A 19,863-nucleotide genomic window follows, 5' to 3' on the forward strand; every position below is an offset into this window, starting at 1 on the left:
GCTCTTCTTGCGGGGCTGCGGCCTTACAGCCTCATATCCGAGTCAGTTTTGCCAAACATTCCCTTAATGTCATAAAGGATCGCACCCGGTTTTCCAAAGCCGCGAATCTTTTCAGGGCCCATTTCGCGAAATTCGCCATGTGCCACGGCCAGGATGATCGCATCATAAGCACCAGCTTGTGGTGCTTCGATGGGGGTCAGCCCATATTCGCGTTCCACCGCCTGCCTGTCGATCCAGGGGTCATAAAGATCGGCGGCAACCGAATAAGAGGCCAGTTCCGCCAGAATATCGGCCACCCGCGTGTTGCGGGTATCGGCGCAGTTTTCCTTGAAGGTAAAGCCCATGACCAGCACCCGCGCGCGGCTGAGATCGGACTTGCGCGCCAAAAGCGCCTTGATCAGCTCCTGCGTGACATGGCTGCCCATGCTGTCATTGATCCGGCGCCCGGCCAGGATCACCTCGGGGTGATATCCTAGCTGCTCCGCCCGGTATGTCAGGTAATAAGGGTCGACACCGATGCAATGCCCACCCACAAGGCCCGGTTTGAACGGCAGAAAGTTCCACTTGGTGCCCGCCGCCTCAAGCACTTCCAGCGTATCAAGGCCAAGACGTGAAAAGATCAGCGAGAATTCGTTGACCAAGGCAATGTTCAGATCACGTTGCGTATTCTCGATCACCTTCGCCGCTTCGGCTGTCATGATGGATGATGCCCGGTGTAGCCCGGCTTTGACCACCGGCGCATAGATCCGTTCGACCCGGTCCAGTGTCGCGCCATCCTGACCGGCGATGATTTTCACGACGTTTTCCAGCGAATGTTCGGCATCGCCGGGATTGACCCGTTCGGGCGAATAGCCAAGGGCGAAATCCTTGCCTGCGGTCAGGCCGCTGGCATGGGCAAGCTCGGGTCCGCAAACCTCTTCCGTGACGCCGGGATAGACGGTGGATTCCAGGATCACCAACGCGCCCTTGGTCAGATGCGGCGCGATTGCAGAACAGGCGCCCCGGATCGGGTCAAGATCGGGCTTGCGGGCATCGGTAATTGGTGTGGGCACGGCGATGATAAAAACGGTTGTGCCCGCCAGGTCCCCCGGCTCGGCCGAAAAACGCGCCGAGCTGGCTGTAAGCGAGGCTTCCGAGACCTCTCCGTTGCGGTCATGGCCCTTGCTTAAAGCGGCGACATGGGTGGCATCGGTGTCAAACCCGACCACAGTGAAGCCTGCGCGTGACAGCGCCACGGCCAAAGGCAACCCGACATAGCCCAGCCCAAGAACCGCGATCTTTTCGTCAGAAGCCCGGTTGCCCATGGGCCACACTCCACACCTGCTTGTTCGATCTGGCCTATACGTCTGAAGAACGCCCAAGGCCAGTGCAACCCCCTGTTTGTGATTGTGCGTGTGCCACCAAGCGAATTGCGCGGGGCGATCGGGTGATCTAGCGTGACGTCAAGGGAATAGACGGGATTGCGGGACATGGCGTTTGCGGTGATGAGAATTCTGACGGTGGTCGTCCTGCTGGTGACAGGGACGCTCGCCTCGGCGCAGGGGCTGTCCACGCTTGGCGCACGCTCGTCCGGAGAGACGGCGGAAAGCGCGCCTTTGGCCGATGCGATCCTGCGGGCGGCCGAACAAGGTGTGGCGGTGGTTGTCGTCGATCCCGAAGGCCAGGTCATCGCAGTCACAGGCGATCCGTCACAGGAACCCGCCGAAGAGGTGCCGATGATGGCCAGCGCCTCGATCCTGATGAAAGCCCAGGAACGCGCCGCCGATTTCCGCAGCACCTTGCGCGAACGTCTGGAGGCCCTGCCCAATTCGGTCAACGAAGTGGCCTTCATCCTGCGCGCAACCAGCCCTGACGGGCGCATCATGACCTATGTCGAGGCGTTGGTCTTCTCGGTCCTTCTCTTCATTCTCGCGCGGTTCCTGACGACCGAGCTTTACGGCAAGCGCTTTGCCAAACGCTTTGTCGTGGCCCGGATCAAGGAAGCGCCGGAAGGTTACGCCGAGAAGATGCCCTTCCTTGTCTTCCGTTTCTTCATGGGGGTGACGGGCACGCTGGTGTCGATGCTGATCGCCTATACAATCGGCCTTCTGATCTTCGGGTCGTTAGACGACGTGTCGCTGCAATTCACGATCCTGGCGATCTACAGCGCGTATTTCTTCTGGGCGGTGATCTCGGATGTGTGGCGCATGATCCTGTCGCCCTATCTCAGCCAGTATCGCATTCCGCGCTTTTCGGATCGCGATGCACGCAGGCTGTATCTGTGGGCAATCTCGGTCGCGCTGATTGATTTCACCGTGGTGGCGATATCGGCCTGGCTGGCGGATTTCGGGCTGAACTACAACCTCTATGCCATTGTCTATGGTGTCCTGTCGCTGGGGGTTCTGCTGCTGAACATCCTGATGATCCTGGTCAATCGCCGCGCCATCACAGGCGCGATCCGCAATGATCGTTCAGATGCGGAACTGCCCTGGGTCACCCGGTTCATCACCTATGCCTGGGCTCCGGCGGTGATCATCTATTTCATTTTCGGCTGGTTGAAACTGGCCGTCGATCTGGTGCTGGAGCGGCCCGTGTCGATCCCGATGATCGCGGGGGCTTACATGGTCTTCCTGTCCGTCGTCGTTGTCTATGGCATCATCAATTACGTCATCGAACGCTATTTCGAACGCAACCGCGCCCTGCGCGAAATGAACGCCTCTGCCACGACCCACGACGAGGGAGAGGCGACCGAGGAAGAGGTGTATCGCCCCACCGCCATGATGACTTATGAGGCGCTCGCGCGCCGGGTCTCGGGGATCCTCGCTTTTGTCGCGGGCAGCTATGCCATGCTCAAGATCTGGGACAGTGACAATGTCATCCTGAATGACATCATCATTGATCGCGGTCTGGATGTGATCGTGATCATCTTCATCGGTTACATCATCTATCACGCGATCCGCATCTGGATCGACGGCAAGATCGCCGAGGAATCCGGCGACATGCCCGAGGCCGAACTGGGCGATGAGGGGGGCGGGGCCTCCAGCGCCAGCCGTCTGGCGACGCTCTTGCCGCTGTTTCGGAATTTCATGTTGATTATCGTGGTTGTGTCGATCGCGCTGGTCGTGCTGCTGGAACTGGGCATCAATGTCAGCCCGCTTTTCGCTGGTGCCGGTGTTGTCGGTCTGGCGGTGGGCTTTGGCGCGCAGACATTGGTGCGCGACATCTTCTCGGGCGCGTTCTTCCTGGTCGATGATGCGTTCCGCAAGGGCGAATATATCGATATCGGGCAGGTCAAAGGCACGGTCGAAAAGATCTCGGTCCGGTCCTTCCAACTGCGCCACCATCTTGGCGCGCTCCACACCATTCCCTTTGGCGAAATCCAGGTGCTGACGAATTATTCCCGCGATTGGGTGATGATGAAGCTGCCCTTGCGCGTGACCTATGACACTGATGTCGACCGGGTGCGCAAGCTGATCAAGAACCTCGGCGCCGAACTGATGGAGGACCCGGTGGTCGGTCCCAGTTTCCTGCAACCGCTCAAAAGCCAGGGCGTGATCGAAATGCAGGACAGCGCCATGATCATCCGTGTCAAATTCATGACCAAGCCGGGTGATCAGTGGATTGTGCGCAAGCGCGTCTATCAGGATATCCGAGATCTGTTCGAACGCGAAGGCATCAAGTTCGCCCACCGCGAAGTGACGGTGCGCATTGCGGACGAGCCCGAAGGCGGCCTGACCCCGAAACAGCGCGAAGCAGTGAGCGGTGCGGTGAATGCGGCGATCGACGAGGATGCGATGGACGTCAATCCCGGCGATGGCGGGGACGACCGGTAACGCCTTACTCCGGCGGTACCCCCAGCTCTTCCATTTGCTTGCCGATGCGGTCCAGAACGGCAGGGGAAAACACCATCGCGTTCTTGAAACGGGCCACGGACATATTGGGATAGACGCGCATCATCGTGTCGCGCGACGCAAGCGCCGCTTCCTTCTTGCCTGCCCCCAGAAGGGCTGCGCACAGGTTGCGATGAATCCAATGCGCATTCGGCCGCTCTTCGAGTGCGCGCAGGAACATCTGCGCTGCGGCCTCGTCCTCTCCAGCCACTTGGTGGGCCGAGGCGAGGCCGACAAGATTGTTGAAGTTCATCGGATCAAGCGGGCTCAGCCGCATGGCGCGTCCGAAGAATTCCTTGGCCGCATCCGGGCGGTCGGCATAGGTCTCAAGCCAGCCCAGGCGGCTCAGCGCCCAAGCCGCGTTCGGATCAAGCTGGATCGCGCGTTCAAGCAAAACCCGCGCCGCGCCATAGTTGCGCGCAAAGGTATGGACCGTCCCCAGCACGGCCAGAACCAGAGGATCGTCTGACGACAGCGACGCCGCCTTTTCCGCAAGGCTCAGGGCATTGGCCCGCGCTTCATCGATGTTGTCGAACCAGTTGTAAACAGACCGCTGCGCCCAGCACCACCCGGCCAGAGCCAGCGCCAGCGGGTAATCCGGGTCAGCCGCCAGCGCCTGATCCAGAAGCTGCAGCGCTTTTGTCGCCTCGTCCTTTTCCAGCATCCAGACATGGCTGATGGCCCGCATCGTATAGTCATAGGCGCCCATATCATGCGGTGGTTTGCGGCGGGCGCGATCCACCTCGGCCAGCCGGATGGAGGGCTGCAACGCCCCTGCGATCTGTTCGGTGATCGTGTCCTGCAGATCGAATATATCGTCCAGAGAGCCGTCGTATTTCTCGGCCCACAGATGCGCGCCGCCTGCGGTTTCGATCAACTGCACGGTGATGCGTACGCGGTTGCCCGACCGCTGCACGGATCCTTCCAGAACATAGGCCACGCCCAGCTCGCGCCCGATATCGCGCACGTTCACAGCGCGCCCCTTATAGGCAAAAGCCGAATTGCGCGCGATGACAAAGAAACTGCGTATGCGCGACAGCTCGGCCGTGATCGCTTCCACGACACCATCGGCGAAGAACTCCTGATCGGGATCCCCTGACATGTTGTCGAAAGGCAGGATGGCAATTGACGGTTTGTCTGGCAGGACAGGCGGCGCATCCTGCCGTATCGTCTTTTCCCGAACATCCCCGTCCGGCGCCCAGAACCAGATCCGCATGGGCGCTGCGATGTTCTTCAACGCCCGCTCCCCGCCATCCCAGAACGTCACGTCGACCTTGCCCGCTGCATGATCATGCGCCGACGCGCTGAGCGCCACGCCGCCCTCTGGCGCAACCTCCTGAAGCCGGGCGGCCAGGTTCACGCCGTCGCCGAAGATGTCGCCGCGTTCGATGATGATATCGCCGAGGTTCACCCCGATGCGCAGATGCGTTTGCCGATCCTCGGGCAGGGCTGCATTTTGCTCCGCCAGCGCGCGCTGGATCGCCACCGCGCAGCTGACCGCATCCACAACGCTGCCGAATTCGACAAGGGCGCCGTCTCCCATCGTCTTTACTATGCGGCCCCGATGCGCCTTCACCTGCGGCGCAACAATATCTCGGAGCATCGCCTTCAGTGCTTTGAGCGTGCCGGCCTCATCCACGCACATCAGCCGGGAATAGCCGGCAACATCTGCCGAGAGGATGGCAGCAAGACGTCGTTGTGTGGGCGCGGCGGTCATCTGTGACAGGACCTTCCGGTGCAACGGGTGACCCGATTTAGGGTATCAAAGATGCAGTGTTTCATGAACCCGCCTTGTGGTTGGCGTGACATCAATCCTCGTAGGGGTCCAGGCTGTCGCGCAGACCGTCGCCCAGGAAATTGAACGCGAGAACCACGATAATGATGGGCAGCATCGGGATGGCGGTCCAGGGATAGATCTCGATCGAGGCGAGGTTTTGCGCGTCATTCAGCATGACGCCCCAGCTGACCGCAGGGGCACGCAGACCCAGGCCAAGGAAACTGAGCGCGGTTTCCCCAAGGATCATCGCCGGGATCGACAAGGTGGCCGAGGCGATCAGGTGACTGACGAAATTGGGCAGCAGGTGACGCCGGATCACCCGGCCCGAGGACGCGCCCATCATTTCGGCGGCGCGCACATATTCCTCTTCCCTCAGGCTCAGGAATTTCGCCCTGACGGCCCGCGCAAGCCCTGGCCAATCGAGTATCCCAAGAATGACCGAGATGATGAAAAACACCGCCACCGGCCCCCAGTTTGATGGCACGGCAGCAGACAGCGCCAGCCACAAGGGAAGCTCGGGCAGAGAGCGCAGGATTTCGATGGTGCGCTGGATCACCCAGTCGATCTTGCCGCCGAAATATCCGGCAATCGACCCGAACCCGATCCCCAGCAGAAAGGACACCGTGATCCCGATCAGACCCACGGTCAGAGACAGCTGCGCGCCATACAGAATGCGGCTGAACACGTCGCGACCCAGCCGGTCGGATCCCAAAAGGAAGATCGTCGACCCTTCCGAGGCGCAGAACAAATGCCGTTCAGTCTTGAAGATCCCGGCAAGCCTGTATTCCTCTCCGCGGCAGAAGAACTGCAGGGGCATGGGCCGCGTCATATCCGTTTCATAGGTCCAGCGGTAATTCTCAAGATCCGCAATGGCCGTGCGCGGATAGACAAACGGCCCGACGAATTCGCCCTCGTGAAAGAACTTCACCATCTGTGGCGGGGCATAGAGGTGATCGGCGTTCCGCTCGGTCGGGGTGTATGGCGCGATGAAGCCGGCAAAAGGCAGCATCAGGTAGGAAAAGAGCAGGAAGATCCCCGAAATCAGACCCAGCTTGTGCCGCTTGAACTTGCGCCAGACCAGAAGCCAGTTGGGGGCGTCCATATCCGCGCGTTCGATCCGGTTGATATTTTCATCCGGATCATAGGGGGCGTCGTCCACATAGCGGCCGTCGGGCAGTCTGCTCATGCCTCGCGCCCTCCATAGCGGATGCGCGGATCCAGCAGCACAAGAAGCAGGTCCGAAATCATCGTGCCGATCAATGTCAGAAGCGCGACAAACATCAGGATAAAGCCCGCAAGGAACTGATCCTGGCTTTTCAGCGCCGCCAGCAGCGCTGGCCCGATGGTCTGCAGGCCCAGCACCACCGACACCAGAACCGATCCCGAAACCATCGCGGGCAGCAGGTTACCGATATCGGCGACAAAGGGGTTGAATGCCATGCGCAACGGATATTTCGTCAGCATCTTGGCAGGCGCGAGCCCTTTCGCCTGTGCGGTTTCCACATAGGGCTTGCCCAGCTCGTCCAGCAGGTTGGCGCGCAGACGCTGCATCATGGCCGCAGCCCCAGAAGTGCCGATGACGAAGGTGGGCACGATCAGGTGGATCAGGATGGATTTCACCTTTTCCCAGCTCATCGGCTCGCCTTCGAACTGAGGATCCATCATGCCCCCGATAGGCAGACCCAGATAGCGGTTGCCATAGTAAAACAGGATCAGCGCCAGAAGGAAGTTGGGCGTCGCCAGGCCGATATAGCCCACGAAAGCCGCCGTATAATCGACCCAGGTTTTCGACTTGGCCGCCGCCAGCACGCCCAAAGGAAGCGCCACCATATAGACAAACAGAACCGCCGCCAGATTGACCAGGACCGTCAGCCACAGGGCATCACCCACGATGTCGGCCACGGGTTTGTCAAACTCGAACGACCAGCCGAAATCACCCTGCAAAAGCCCCGAAAACCCGTTCGGACCGGGCGCGAAACCCACCCAGATCAGGTATTGCTGCCACAATGGCCGATCCAGCGCATACTCCTTGCGCAGAAATTCCGCCTGCTCCACCGCGGATTCCTGTCCGGTGGCCCGCAGCTCTGCAATCTGGTTGGAAAGGTAATCGCCGGGGGGCAAATTGATGATGAAAAATATCAGGATCGAGACGACCCAAAGCGTCACCAGCATCGTGAAAAGCCGGTAGACCGCATATTTCAGGAGGCTCATTGCGTAACTGTTGCCTCCGGGTCGAACCAGAACTCATCCATCCGGTAAAGGCCAAAATGCGCGCCCGGGTCCCAGGCCCATGTGCCGGTGGTCGGCACGTTGCGCAGGTTATACGCGACGACAACCGGCTGGGGCGCTTCGGCCAGAATGCCGATGCCATAGATCTGGTCGGCGTGGATTTTCAGCATCTCGCGCCAGATCTCGGCGCGGGCTTCCTGGGTTGTGGCGTCCTCCCACTGCAGCGACAGCTCCATCAGGCGCTGGGCTTCGGGCATATCCGGCGCTTCGCCGGCCGCGCCATGGGTCTGGAAATACTGTCCCCATTTCGGCCAGGCCAGAAACTCCTGCTGACGCGGGGCCAGATAATCGGGCGGCGTGTCCGCGGTGGGAATGCCGTTGTCCCAGCCATACCAGACCGACGCCATCGTCACCCCGGTATAAACCCGGTTGCGCAGGATATCGCGGTCAAGCGGCCGCATCACCAGCTTGACCCCCACATCGCGCCAGGTGTCGGTGATGATCTGCAACGCATTCTCGACTTCCTGGCGTTCGCCAGCGGTTTCGATCACCAGCTCCATCGGGCGGCCATCGGGCAACAGGCGGATGCCATCGGCCTGACGTTCATGCAGACCCGCCTGATCCAGCAGCGTATTGGCAAGGGCCGGGTCGTAAATAGCCCATGATGTCAGGTTCTTGGGATCAAAAAACGGGCTGCGCGCCAGAACGGTCATCCCGCCTTCGCGGCCCAGCCCGAAATACAAAGCGCGGTTGATCATACGCCGGTCGATGGCCAGCGACAGAGCGCGGCGCACACGCACATCGCGCAGCACCTCGCGCCAGACCGGATCGTTGAAATTCAGATTGGGATAGATCGCGATCTGCGAGGCCGCGCCATTGGCCCAGAGATTGGTCTGGTAGTTCTTGCCGTCCACCTCGCCTTTCTTGAGGATGGAGATATCGCGGAAACTCAGCCCCCTTGCCTGCAGGTCCGCCTCTCCGGCATTGGTTTTGGCGGCGACCAGACCCCCTGCGACGATGCTCATCTCGACCACGTCGATATAGGGCAGCTGGATGCCGTTCGTGTCGATGCGGTGGTAATAGGGGTTGCGCACAAACAGCGCCCGCGTGCCCGCATTGGCCGACGCGCTGATCCACGGCTGCAACGTGGGCAGCTGCGGATTGTCGAATTTATACATATTGTCCAGACGGTTATGCAAAGCCGCCCAGCTGCGCACGCGCTTCTCGCGCATTTTGGCCTTCAGGTCTTCTTCATCCGCGAAGGCCGCGTGATACTGTTTCAGATAATGGGACGGGCGATAGATGAAGGGCGGGTTGGCCTGGGCCAGTGCGCGCAGGAATTGCGGATTGGGCGCATCCCACTCATAGATCACCGTCACCTCATCGGGAAATGACACGCGCGGCGGCTTGCCATCGGCCAGCAAAAGCTCGGAAGGCCCGCCCGGTGTCAGTTCGTCATTGTTGATGACGTGTTTCCAGTAATATTCGAAATCGGCGCTGGTGAAGGGGGCGCCATCGCTCCAGCGGTGGCCGGGACGCAGGTGGAAGGTGAACTTGCGGTTCTCGACATTCTCGAAATCCAGCAGGATGTCGGGCACCAACTCATAGCCTTCGTCATATCCGACCAGCCGGGCATAGCCATAGACGACCATCTGCCGGATATCCTTTGACCGCGACACCATCGTGCGCAGCGTGCCGCCCTCGATCCCGGGCTCGCGACCCTTCGATTTCAGATCGACGATCAATGGTGTTTCCGGCAGCCTCTCGCCAATGGGCGGCATATTTCCTTTGACGACTTCGGAATTCCAGAAGCTGCTTTCCTGCAACGTCGGAGAGGCAAGAGCCGCCGTTCCAAGCAGGGCCGCGATCAGGGCAAGACACAGTCTTCGGGAAACATCACGCATGGCAGCGCACCTTATGGCCGGGTTCCAGTTCGGTCAACGCTGGCACGATATCGGCGGTAAAGCGATACATCTCGGGCCAGCTGTCGGGTGATCCTGCGCCATGGGCGACCAGTTTCAGGTCGATCGGGCGGTTGATATCGGGTTCAGGCTGCGCCGCGATCAGCGCCTTGGTGTAGGGGTGCTGCGGGTTGTAGAACAGCGTTTCGGGCGGGGCCTGTTCGACCACAAGGCCCTGGCGCATCACGGCAACCTCATCGGCGATGCGCGCCACCACCGCCAAATCGTGGCTGATGAACAGATAAGACAGCCCCGCGCGGTCACGGATATCTTCCAGCAGCGTCAGGATCTGTTCCTGCACCGAGACATCCAGCGCCGAGGTGGGTTCGTCACAGACCAGAAGCGCTGGGTCCAGCATCAGCGCGCGCGCAATCGACAGACGCTGGCGCTGCCCGCCCGAGAACGCATGCGGATAGCGAAAAAGCATCTCCTGTTTCAGCCCGACCCATGTCAGCATTTCGGCAGCCTTGTCGCGCCGTTCCGAGCGCGCGCCCAGCCCGTGGATCTCCAATGGTTCCGTCAGCGCGTCTATCACGCGCATACGCGGCGAGAGCGAGGAATAGGGATCCTGAAACACCATCTGCGCCTGGCGCTGAAACCGCGTGCGGTCGGCGCGCGACATGCCATGCACCTTGATCGGCTCGGCATCGGGGCTGGCGCGGAACATCACCTTGCCACCCGGATCGGGCAGTTCGGCGCCCAGTGCAATCCGCGCGCAGGTGGTCTTGCCCGACCCGCTTTCGCCCACGATCGCCAGCGTCTTCCCCCGTGTCACCGCCAGATCCACGCCCCGGCAGGCATGCACCAGCATCTCGGGTTTCCAGCGGGAATTGCCGCGCACGCGGTAGGTTTTGGACACATCCTTCATGGTCAGGATCAGATCGTCGCGCGGCAAGGGCGGCGCAGGTTCAGCCACATCCGGTATCATCGGCGCGGCGGCAAACAGTTTCTTGGTATAGCCATGGGCCGGGTCTCTCAGAACCAGCTCGGCCGATCCGGATTCCATGACCTTGCCCTTGTTCATCACCGCCACGGTTTCGGCCATATTGGCCACCACGCCCAGATCATGCGTCACAAGGATAACGGCAGTCCCGGTTTCCTTCTGCAATTCCTTGATCAGGCCCAGCACCTGGGCCTGGGTGGTCACGTCCAGCGCGGTTGTGGGTTCATCGGCGATCAGAACCTCTGGCTTTGCAATCATCGCCATGGCGATCATCGCGCGCTGGCGCATGCCGCCGGACAGCTCGAACGGATAGGCGCGGAAGGCGCGTTCGGGATCAGGGAAGCCCACACGTTCGAATTGCTCAAGCGCGGCGGCCTTGGCCTGGGCTGCGCTGACCTTCTGGTGCAGCATCAGCCCTTCGATCACCTGGTTGCCCACCCGGTGCAGCGGTGAGAGGGAGCGCATCGGCTCCTGGAAGATCATCGAGACCGCGTTGCCGCGCACCGATCGCATGCGCCGCTCGCTCAGTTCCGACAGCACCAGCTTGCCGTCACGTCCGTTCAGCGTGATCCGGCCCGTGGGCCTTGCGCGTTTCGGAAGAATGCCCAGGATTGCCCGGCACGAGATCGTCTTGCCCGATCCGCTTTCGCCCACAAGCGCCAGCGTCTGACCCTGTTCAAGAGAGAAGCTGACCCCCTTCACCACAGGCTCAGCCGCGCCAAAGGCGATGCTGAGATCTTCCACGCTTAAAAGAGCGGTCATAAACGCGCCATGCCCCCGCCGGCAGTCCCAATCTGGCCATCCCACTGAATGGAACGGATTCTCTTCTTCTCCACCTTGGCAATGCAGAACCACATTCGTCAATGCGCAGGCTCTGGTTGGGTCTACACATTCCGGGCCGGATTTGGCATCACGGGCAGATATTCAGCATGAAGGATGCGGCCATGACACGACTTGATCTGTTTATCGCACGGATGGTGTCGCAGCGCGCCTGTCTGGATTACGCCATCGCCGCAGCGGCGCAGATGCCGGGGCCTGTCTTCGAGCTGGGTCTGGGCAATGGCCGCACCTATCACCACATGCGTGAAAAGATCACAGGGCGCGATATCTACGTGTTTGAGCGCGCTGTGGCCTCTCACCCCGACAGCACCCCGCCGGAGGATCTGACGATCCTGGGCGACGTGCGCGAGACACTGCCTGCGACGCTGGAAAAGATGGGCCCGGTGGCCAGCCTGATCCACGCCGATCTGGGCGGACATAACGCGGCCAAGAACGTGGCCTTCGCGAAAGAAGTGTCGCCGCTGATCGAACCGCTTCTGGCGCCGGGCGGGCTGATGGTATCGAGCGACCGGATGTTTTTCGAAACCCTGGAAGAACAGCCCTTGCCGCCGGATGCGATCGAGGGGCGGTGTTTCATCTACCGCCAGCCGTGATCCAAAGGAGATCGCTGCGCGATCACGCGGGTTTTTTGGCGCGCTGCGCGCGGGGTGAGGGACGCTGTCCCTCACGCTCCCTGGGATATTTTGAGCCAGAAAGAAACGGCAAGGTGACTTGATGCTTCTCGGGTGCTTGCCATTCGGGCCGTGACGCGGTTCTGTCTGGGGCAGATGAAGGGAGTGTTGCCATGACCCGTCGCCTCGATTGGGCAGAGTATCGCTTTGACGAGTTTCAATCGGCCGATCCGGACCGCACCATCGCGATCCTGCCGACAGCCGCGATTGAACAGCACGGGCCGCATCTGCCCGTGGGCACCGATACGATGATTGCCGAAGGCATGCTGGCGCAGTTGCGCCAGGACGTGCCGGAGGATCTGGATATTCGCATACTGCCGGTGCAGGCCGTGGGGAAATCCAACGAACATCTGCATGCGACGGGGACCCTAACGCTGACCGCGCAAACGGCGCTGGCGGTCTGGACCGAGATCGGTTTGTCCGTCGCCCGCGCCGGCATCCGCAAGATCGCCATCGTCAATTCCCATGGCGGGAACCTGGATCTGATTTCGATCCTTGCGCGTGAATTGCGCGTGCAGGCGGGGATGCTGGCCGTCAAATGCCAATGGGGCGCATTCGGCTATCCCGAGGGGATGTACTCCGATCAGGAAAACACCTTCGGCATCCATGGCGGGGATGTGGAAACCTCCCTGATGCTGGCCTTCCAGCCGCACACGGTCGACATGGATCAGGCCCGCGATTTCCGTTCCAGCGCCGAGACCAGTGCGATCTCGCCCATCGGGCCTGTCAGCTATGGCTGGATTTCATCGGATCTGAATGACGCAGGCACCGTGGGAGAGGCGCATCTGGCCAACGCCGAGAAGGGCCGGGCGACCTGCGCCCATCAGGTGGCGGGCTTTATCGGGCTCTTGCGCAAGATGCGCGACATGCCGGTGCCGGGCAGCTGAGGAGCGACATGTCACATCCCAACCACCACCGTATCGACAATGTGCCTTTCGATCAGCTTGAGATCGGGATGGAGGCTTCGGACACGCGCACCTGCCGGGCTGACGATCTTTATGTCTTTGCCAATGCCTCGGGCAATCTCAACCCGATGCATCTGCCGAAGGAAGACGGTGACGGCGACGGTGTGCCAGAGGCTGTGGCGCCGGGAATGTGGGTCGCTTCGCTGATCTCTTCGGTGCTGGGTTGCAAGCTGCCGGGACCGGGGACGCTTTATCAGACACAAACCCTGCGCTTCCTCGGACGCGCCCATGCCGGCGACACGCTGACCGCGCGGGTGCGGTTGCTGGAAAAAGGGCCGGGCCGGCGCGTGCGTTTCGAAACCTGGGTGGAAAATGCCGATGGCGCGCGCATCGTGGATGGTGAGGCCGAGGTGGAAGCGCCCATCCAGCAGTTGGGCTTCGATGCCGATGACATTCCGGGCCTGACCGTCCAACGCCATGAACATTTCGACCGGCTTCTGGCGCTGGCCGAACCTTTGCCCGCGATCCCCACCGCCGTGGTCGCCCCGGAAGAACCCGACGCGCTGGCCGGTGCGATCCTGGCGGCCGAACATACACTGATCACGCCGATCCTGATCGGGGATCCCGCGAAGATCGCCCAGGCCGCGATCGAAGAAGAACTGGACCTGACCCCCTATGAAATCGTGGCAGAGCCCGATCACAAACTGGCGGCCGCGCTGGCTGTGCAGATGGTCCATGACGGCCGGGCGCAGGCCGTGATGAAGGGGCATCTGCACACCGATGTGCTTCTGGGTCAGATCCTGAAGAAAGAGGGCGGGCTGCGCACCGGCCGCAGGCTCAGCCATGTGTTCGTGATGGATGTACCGGGGCTGGACCATATCCTGATGGTCACGGATGCGGCGATCAACATTTCGCCCGATCTGCAGACCAAGGCCGATATCATCCAGAACGCCATCGACCTGGCCCATGCGCTGGGCATTGCTGAGCCCAAAGTGGGCGTGCTGTCGGCCATTGAAAAGGTGAACCCGGCGATCCCCTCGACATTGGATGCCGCGATCCTGTCGAAGATGGCTGAACGCGGCCAGATCACCGGCGGGCTGGTGGATGGGCCGCTGGCCATGGACAACGCGATCAATCTTGAGGCTGCAACGACCAAGGGTATCCGATCGCTGGTGGCAGGGCGGGCCGAAATCCTGGTCGCGCCCAACATGGAGGCCGGCAACATGCTGGCCAAGGAGCTGACATTCCTTGCCCATGCCGAAGCGGCGGGCGTGGTCATGGGCGCGAAATGCCCGGTGATCCTGACCAGCCGGGCCGATGACGAAAAGGCGCGCCTGGCCTCTTGCGCGGTGGCGGCGCTGGCGGCCACGGGTGGCGCCGCATGAGCGCGATCCTGACACTGAACGCGGGCAGTTCGTCGATCAAGTTCGGTCTTTACGCGGCAGCCCATGATCCGGAACCTCTGGCCGACGGACAGGTGGAAAATCTGGGCGATGCGGCGGTGATGGAGGTGGGCGATGCCCGGCTTGAGATCGGGCCCGCCGATCACGGCACCGCTGTCGCGGCGATCCTGCGTGGCATATCCCCCTTCCTTGAAGGCCGGGAGGTCGAGGCGGTGGGCCACCGGGTCGTCCATGGCGGCACCACCTTCGCAGCACCGGTGCGCCTGCACGACGACGAGATTGCCCAGCTTGAGGCGCTGATCCCCCTTGCACCGCTCCACCAACCCCACAACCTTGCCGGTGTCCGCGCCGCGCGCGAGGCGTTTCCGGATGCCATTCAGGTCGCCTGTTTCGATACGGCCTTTCATCAGGGCCACCCCTTCGTGGACGATGCCTTTGCCCTGCCGCGTCGATATTACGACGAGGGTATCCGGCGTTATGGGTTCCACGGGCTGAGCTATGATTACATCGCATCCTGCCTCCGTGCCGATCATCCCGCGCTTTACGAAGGCCGGGTGATCGTGGCCCATCTGGGCAATGGCGCGTCGCTCTGTGCAATGAAGGGCGGGCAAAGCGTCAGCTGCTCGATGGGGTTTTCAGCGCTTGACGGGGTGCCGATGGGTACGCGACCTGGGCAGCTTGATCCCGGTGTCCTGCTGCATCTGATGGGCCAGGGCATGGGCGTGGATGAGATGACGCGCCTGCTTTACCACGAAAGCGGGCTGAAGGGGTTGTCGGGGCTGACCCATGACATGCGAACGCTTCTGGCCAGTGACGCTCCGCAGGCGCGGCAGGCACTGGAGTACTACACTTATCACGTACGTCGCCAGATCGGCGCGATGGCGGCGGGTCTGGGCGGGCTGGATGCGCTGGTCTTTACCGGCGGGGTCGGCGAACATGCGGCGCAAATCCGCGCGCGCATCCTCGACGGGTTGGAGTTTCTTGGCCTGAGCCTGTCAGAAGACGCGAATGCCCGCCACGCGCGCAAGATCCACGCAGGCCCCCTGCCGGTTCTGGTGATCCCCACCGACGAAGAACAGGTGATTGCGCGCGCCGCCAATGGCTGGCTCAGGCGGCATCGCATGTAAAAGGCGGCGCGAGTTTCCCCGCGCCGCCCCGTTGGTTCCCTTCTGTCGGGTCTTTACTCAGCGGCGATGGCTGCGCCGGCTGAGCTCTTCTCTCCCATTGGAACCCAGTTCAGGTTCCGGTCGTACCGCCAGGCCAGCTTGCCATCGTCATCCATGGCAATCAGGTGCAGCCAGCCGTTGTCGAACAGGTCCCGCACGCCGTCGTGGCGTTTCAGGATATCGGTCATCGCTTCCCTTGGCGCTTCGATGACAACCGACAGGCGCAGCGGATCGTGCTGATAACCTTCGCCGTCATGCACCGATTGCCAGGGCAGGCCGGGGCGCAGCGATCCACCGTTGCCTTCCAGCACACCGATGCCGCCTGCCACGTTGTGCAACAGCTTGTTGCCGCCGCCAAAGACGTCCGGCGCCACGGTTGACCCGTAATACTGCAGGCTGATCCAGCTGGCCACGACCACGGGTGCGGTCATGATCAGCTCAAGCACGCCAAAGCTCTCATCCTGTTTCCAGTCATAGCTGTGCAGGAAGGATTGCCCGGCAAGCGAGGTGCCATCGGTCCGGCCCCGCGGTGCCGCGATGAACGCCCGGCAGCCCGCCAGACCCCATTCGGGCCGCAGTTCCGACCAGTCGGCGGACCGTTTGGCAACGTCCTTCTCCATCTCGGCGCGCGGCAGCCGGCCTGCCCGTTCGGTCCGGGCAAGACGCCCGGCAGCGGCCAGCCATTTGCGCAGTTGCACCATGTCGCTGCGATCCTTCGCGGCGGGCACGTCCTGATCGTAAAGCGTGACCGCATCGGTGGTCGTGTCATGCAGCGCAGGCACAAAGATCGTGTCTTCGGGGATCTCGATGCCCTGGGCTTTCAGCCCGTCGCGCACGGCTTGTTCGTTCAGCACGCCCGCCAGAAGCCGTGCGTTCACGTCCCCGGCATAGCCCCCGCAGGCGCCGCAATGCAGCCCGCTTTCATGGGGGTTGTTGGTGACATTCGCGCCGTGGCCCGCCAGCATGACGATCTTGCCAAAGCCCTTGGTCAGCGACATCGCGCCAAGGATGGCCTTGGCCATGCCGATCCGCGCCTCAAGATCCACCGAGGCATCCAGTTGCGGGGCAGGGTCATGTGCCGCGTCCCCGTGCCCCAGGCCCAGAGCGTCGCGCACCAGCTTGCCCGCATAAACCGGACCCGTGGCCTCGACAAAGGCGAAGGACGAAACCGCAGCCAACTTGAACCGGCCCCAAGCCCGCTTGGCCCGCGCCGAATAGCGGCGGGTCAGGTCGGCCTCTTCGCTTTCGGCGGCATGGGTGTGGGTGCCCATCTGCAGCAGCACCGGACCCCGCGCCTCGGCCACGTCCGATCCGGCCGCCTTATGCGAGGCCGTCACACCGAAGAAGCCAGCAAAACCGATGGTCTCGATCCCGGCATCCAGCGATTCCAGGGCACGCCGGAACACTTCCGACCGCACGTCGATGCAGAAAGCCGCCTGCAGCGCGGGCCGCCCGTCGATCTTCCGGGGCGTGGCCTCGGTCAGCGCCAGCGCCAGCTTGCGCTGCTGTGCGCGCTCGGCCGCTTCCTGCAGCACGGCGTCGATCACATGTTCCTGCGTGGGGGTCACGGGCATCGTATGCGCCTTGACCACCTCGGCCCAACGCTCGGCGATCTGATCTTTATACAGCTCGAACAGGGCCTCTTCCCAGATCATCCGGATCGCCAGCAGCTCGGCCGTGGTGCTGTCATTTTCACCGTAAAGCTCGGCCTGCCACAGCTGGTAACGTGCATATTGCGCCCAGCCGCCCAGCGTCATCAGCAGCCGGTGGAAGGCCGTGCCCGCCGCATCCGTTGTCACGCCCAGCGTTTCGCACGCCCGGCCAATCGCCCGCCAGGGCGACCGCGAGGTGGCGGCGACAAAGGCGCCAAAGCCGCTCAGCCCGTGGATTTCCGGCGTCAGATCGCGCGCTGCGAATTCCCGCCAGGCGATGAACGCCCCACCGGCGCGATAAGGTTGCCACAGGGCCTGGCCCTCGTCGAAATGGCTGGCGGCCCAGACACCGATCCGATCCTCGATCAGACCCGGCCAGTCGATGCCCGAGACATCGGCAGCCAGTTCCGCCACCGTGGGCAGCGCCTTGGGGGTGCCGGGCTGGCTGTCCAGCGCGGCTTTCAGGTCTTTCAGCGCGGGCCGGTCGAAGGTACCGCCGGCACTGGCCAGCGCGTCTGTCAGATCCTCTTCGGTGATCTCGCCTGCGTCGAACTTGGTCTTGTACATCGCCCGATCCGGCATGATCCGCACCCCGGCCACCCGCGCCAGCCGCGCGGCGGTCACGGGCAGAGGCTCATGCGTCTGGCCCAGGAAGGGGTTGACCGCGACGCTGGATGCCAGCGGGAAAAGCGGCGGGATCGCCTTGATGGCACCTTCGGCCTCGGCCACCAGTTCCAGCAGGGCTGCGGGGTAGGTTTCGTGTTGCATGAACATTATCTTATCTCCCCTTCAAGGATCAGGTGGTGGACCGCTTCGACCAGCCGCCCAGCAGACGGTCGAAGATGGCATTCGCATAAAGCCCGTTGGACAGGTGCACCCGGACACCGGCAGCAGCCGGGTGCGAGGCCCAAAGCGGGAAGGTGGCCTGCGCCAGCGCGACCGTGCCGAAGCTGATTAGCGCCAGAACGATCAGCGCCCATTCCAGCGGGCCGGGGGCCGGGGTGGCGGGCAGGGTGCCTGCGGTCAGGAAGCTCGCGGCCTTCTGCAGCAGGAAATAGCTGACCGATGTGGCGACCGCGTAAATCGCCGTGCGCCGGGTCAGGGCGGCAGGTGCCGTGTCGGCAAAGCCCTGCGCCAGCAGATAGGCCACGCCGAAGATCAGGATCATGCCAAGCGCGATGGCCTGCACCGATTTCCCGTCAAAGCCGAAGATGAGGCCCACAACACCATAGATCGCGATGCCCACCGCGAAGGCCTGCAGCACCTTGCCAAAGCCGGGCACCGCAACCGGACCGGGCCGGCGAATGGCGGCGACGTTCTTCACCGCCTCACCGGCGCTCAGGAAAGCATGCGCCTTGTACAGCGAATGCGCCACGATGTGCAGCAGCGCCAGCGGGAACAGCGCCAGACCGCATTGCAGCACCATGAACCCCATTTGCGCGATGGTCGACCACGCCAGCGAGGTTTTCACCGCCGGTTGCGTCAGCATCACCAGCCCGCCGAACAGCGCGGTGAACCCGCCCAGCATCACCAGCAGGGCCATCACACCGGGGGCGGCCAGCATCACATCGGCAAAGCGGATCAGAAGGAAGCCGCCCGCGTTGATCACACCGGCATGCAGCAGGGCCGAGACGGGGGTAGGGGCCTCCATCACCTCGGTCAGCCAGCCATGTGCCGGGAACTGGGCCGAGGCAAGGACAGCCGCAATCGCGATCAGCAGACCGGCAGCGACGGTCAGCAGATCCGGCTGCACTGCGCCCAGGATCGTGGCGATATCGGTGGTGTCATAGGACCGCACCAGCAGAAGAACCGCGAACAGAAGCGCGATCTCACTGATGCGCGCGGTGACGGCTTTCTTCCGCGCTGCGCGCACGGCCGTTGTCCGCTCAGGGTAGAACAGCAGCAGCTGGTTCAGCGCCAGGCTGGTGGCCGTCCAGGCGAACAGCAACTGGATCAGGTTGCCCGACATCACCAGAAGCAGGACCGAGGCCAAGGCCGTCGACATCCAGCCGATGAACGCGCCCTGACGCGCTTCGCCATCCATATAGGTGGCCGAGAACCGCATCACGATCCAGCCGATGAAGCTGACCAGCACCAGCATGATCGCGCTGACCGCATCCAGTCTGACCGAAATCCCGATGCCCGACACCCCGATCAGCGCCGAGGTGCCCGCGCCGTTCATCACCAGCGCCACAGCGGACAGAGCCGAAACGACAAAGGCGCCGAAAGCCGCGGCTTCGGCCAGTTTCGGCAGATTGCCCGGGCGCAGGCCCGGTGTGCGGCTGGCGAAAAGCGCGGTCGCCAGAAGGATCAGCGGGGCCAGTAAGGGCAGCATCAGGTGGCTCATGGTCGGTATCCTTGCATCCAGAAAAGGGCCGGGGCCCGTTGGCGCATCAGATAGGGCCAGTAGAATATAAAGAAAAATACATTGTTCTTTCATAATCGTT

General features: G+C 62.4%; 13 protein-coding genes. 5 read left to right on the forward strand and 8 right to left on the reverse strand.

The window, feature by feature from the left end; all coding sequences use genetic code 11:
* Nucleotides 1-23: 23 nt before the first annotated feature.
* Complete coding sequence (locus TR61_RS03405; RefSeq protein WP_050928163.1) at nt 24-1,304, reverse strand: nucleotide sugar dehydrogenase; 1,281 nt, start codon at nt 1,302-1,304, stop codon at nt 24-26.
* A gap of 180 nt (nt 1,305-1,484) precedes the next feature.
* Here TR61_RS03405 and TR61_RS03410 point away from each other — a divergent pair, with 180 nt between their 5' ends.
* Nucleotides 1,485-3,812 carry a mechanosensitive ion channel family protein gene (locus tag TR61_RS03410; RefSeq protein WP_245626809.1) on the forward strand — a complete coding sequence of 776 codons (2,328 nt, stop codon included), beginning with the start codon at nt 1,485-1,487 and terminating at the stop codon, nt 3,810-3,812.
* Nucleotides 3,813-3,816: 4 nt separating this feature from the next.
* Here TR61_RS03410 and TR61_RS03415 read toward each other — a convergent pair whose 3' ends face one another.
* From TR61_RS03415 to TR61_RS03435, 5 genes are all read right to left on the reverse strand, one after another.
* Nucleotides 3,817-5,586, reverse strand: coding sequence for an adenylate/guanylate cyclase domain-containing protein (locus tag TR61_RS03415; protein ID WP_050928164.1), 1,770 nt, complete (start codon nt 5,584-5,586; stop codon nt 3,817-3,819).
* 91 nt (nt 5,587-5,677) lie between these two features.
* Nucleotides 5,678-6,832 carry an ABC transporter permease gene (locus TR61_RS03420; protein ID WP_050928165.1) on the reverse strand — a complete coding sequence of 385 codons (1,155 nt, stop codon included), beginning with the start codon at nt 6,830-6,832 and terminating at the stop codon, nt 5,678-5,680.
* Nucleotides 6,829-7,857 carry an ABC transporter permease gene (locus TR61_RS03425; RefSeq protein ID WP_050928166.1) on the reverse strand — a complete coding sequence of 343 codons (1,029 nt, stop codon included), beginning with the start codon at nt 7,855-7,857 and terminating at the stop codon, nt 6,829-6,831. The genes TR61_RS03420 and TR61_RS03425 overlap by 4 nt, the downstream gene beginning before the upstream one ends.
* Complete coding sequence (locus TR61_RS03430) at nt 7,854-9,779, reverse strand: ABC transporter substrate-binding protein (RefSeq protein WP_050928167.1); 1,926 nt, start codon at nt 9,777-9,779, stop codon at nt 7,854-7,856. The genes TR61_RS03425 and TR61_RS03430 overlap by 4 nt, the downstream gene beginning before the upstream one ends.
* A complete protein-coding gene (locus TR61_RS03435; protein ID WP_050928168.1) occupies nt 9,772-11,541 on the reverse strand; it encodes a dipeptide ABC transporter ATP-binding protein in 1,770 nt (589 codons plus the stop codon). The genes TR61_RS03430 and TR61_RS03435 overlap by 8 nt, the downstream gene beginning before the upstream one ends.
* Nucleotides 11,542-11,723: 182 nt before the next feature.
* Here TR61_RS03435 and TR61_RS03440 point away from each other — a divergent pair, with 182 nt between their 5' ends.
* The 4 genes from TR61_RS03440 to TR61_RS03455 all read left to right on the forward strand — a co-directional run bounded on the left by TR61_RS03440 (nt 11,724) and on the right by TR61_RS03455 (nt 15,725).
* The gene (locus TR61_RS03440; RefSeq protein ID WP_050928241.1) at nt 11,724-12,212 is read left to right on the forward strand and encodes a class I SAM-dependent methyltransferase; all 489 of its coding nucleotides are present in this window, start codon (nt 11,724-11,726) and stop codon (nt 12,210-12,212) included.
* 191 nt (nt 12,213-12,403) lie between these two features.
* Complete coding sequence (locus TR61_RS03445) at nt 12,404-13,177, forward strand: creatininase family protein (RefSeq protein WP_050928169.1); 774 nt, start codon at nt 12,404-12,406, stop codon at nt 13,175-13,177.
* 8 nt (nt 13,178-13,185) lie between these two features.
* Nucleotides 13,186-14,580: a bifunctional enoyl-CoA hydratase/phosphate acetyltransferase gene (locus TR61_RS03450; RefSeq protein ID WP_050928170.1), complete on the forward strand. Its 1,395-nt coding sequence runs from the start codon at nt 13,186-13,188 to the stop codon at nt 14,578-14,580.
* Nucleotides 14,577-15,725, forward strand: a complete 1,149-nt coding sequence (locus TR61_RS03455; protein ID WP_050928242.1) for an acetate/propionate family kinase — start codon at nt 14,577-14,579, stop codon at nt 15,723-15,725. Before TR61_RS03450 ends, TR61_RS03455 begins: the two co-directional genes overlap by 4 nt.
* A gap of 53 nt (nt 15,726-15,778) precedes the next feature.
* Here TR61_RS03455 and TR61_RS03460 read toward each other — a convergent pair whose 3' ends face one another.
* Nucleotides 15,779-18,190 (reverse strand): YbcC family protein, encoded by a 2,412-nt coding sequence (locus tag TR61_RS03460; RefSeq protein WP_050928171.1) that lies wholly within the window; start codon nt 18,188-18,190, stop codon nt 15,779-15,781.
* A 22-nt stretch (nt 18,191-18,212) separates the two neighbouring features.
* Nucleotides 18,213-19,763 (reverse strand): proton-conducting transporter transmembrane domain-containing protein, encoded by a 1,551-nt coding sequence (locus TR61_RS03465; protein ID WP_050928172.1) that lies wholly within the window; start codon nt 19,761-19,763, stop codon nt 18,213-18,215.
* Between the last annotated feature and the right edge of the window lie 100 nt (nt 19,764-19,863).

The sequence above is a fragment of the Aestuariivita boseongensis genome (assembly GCF_001262635.1).
Taxonomy (GTDB): Bacteria; Pseudomonadota; Alphaproteobacteria; order Rhodobacterales; family Rhodobacteraceae; genus Aestuariivita; species Aestuariivita boseongensis.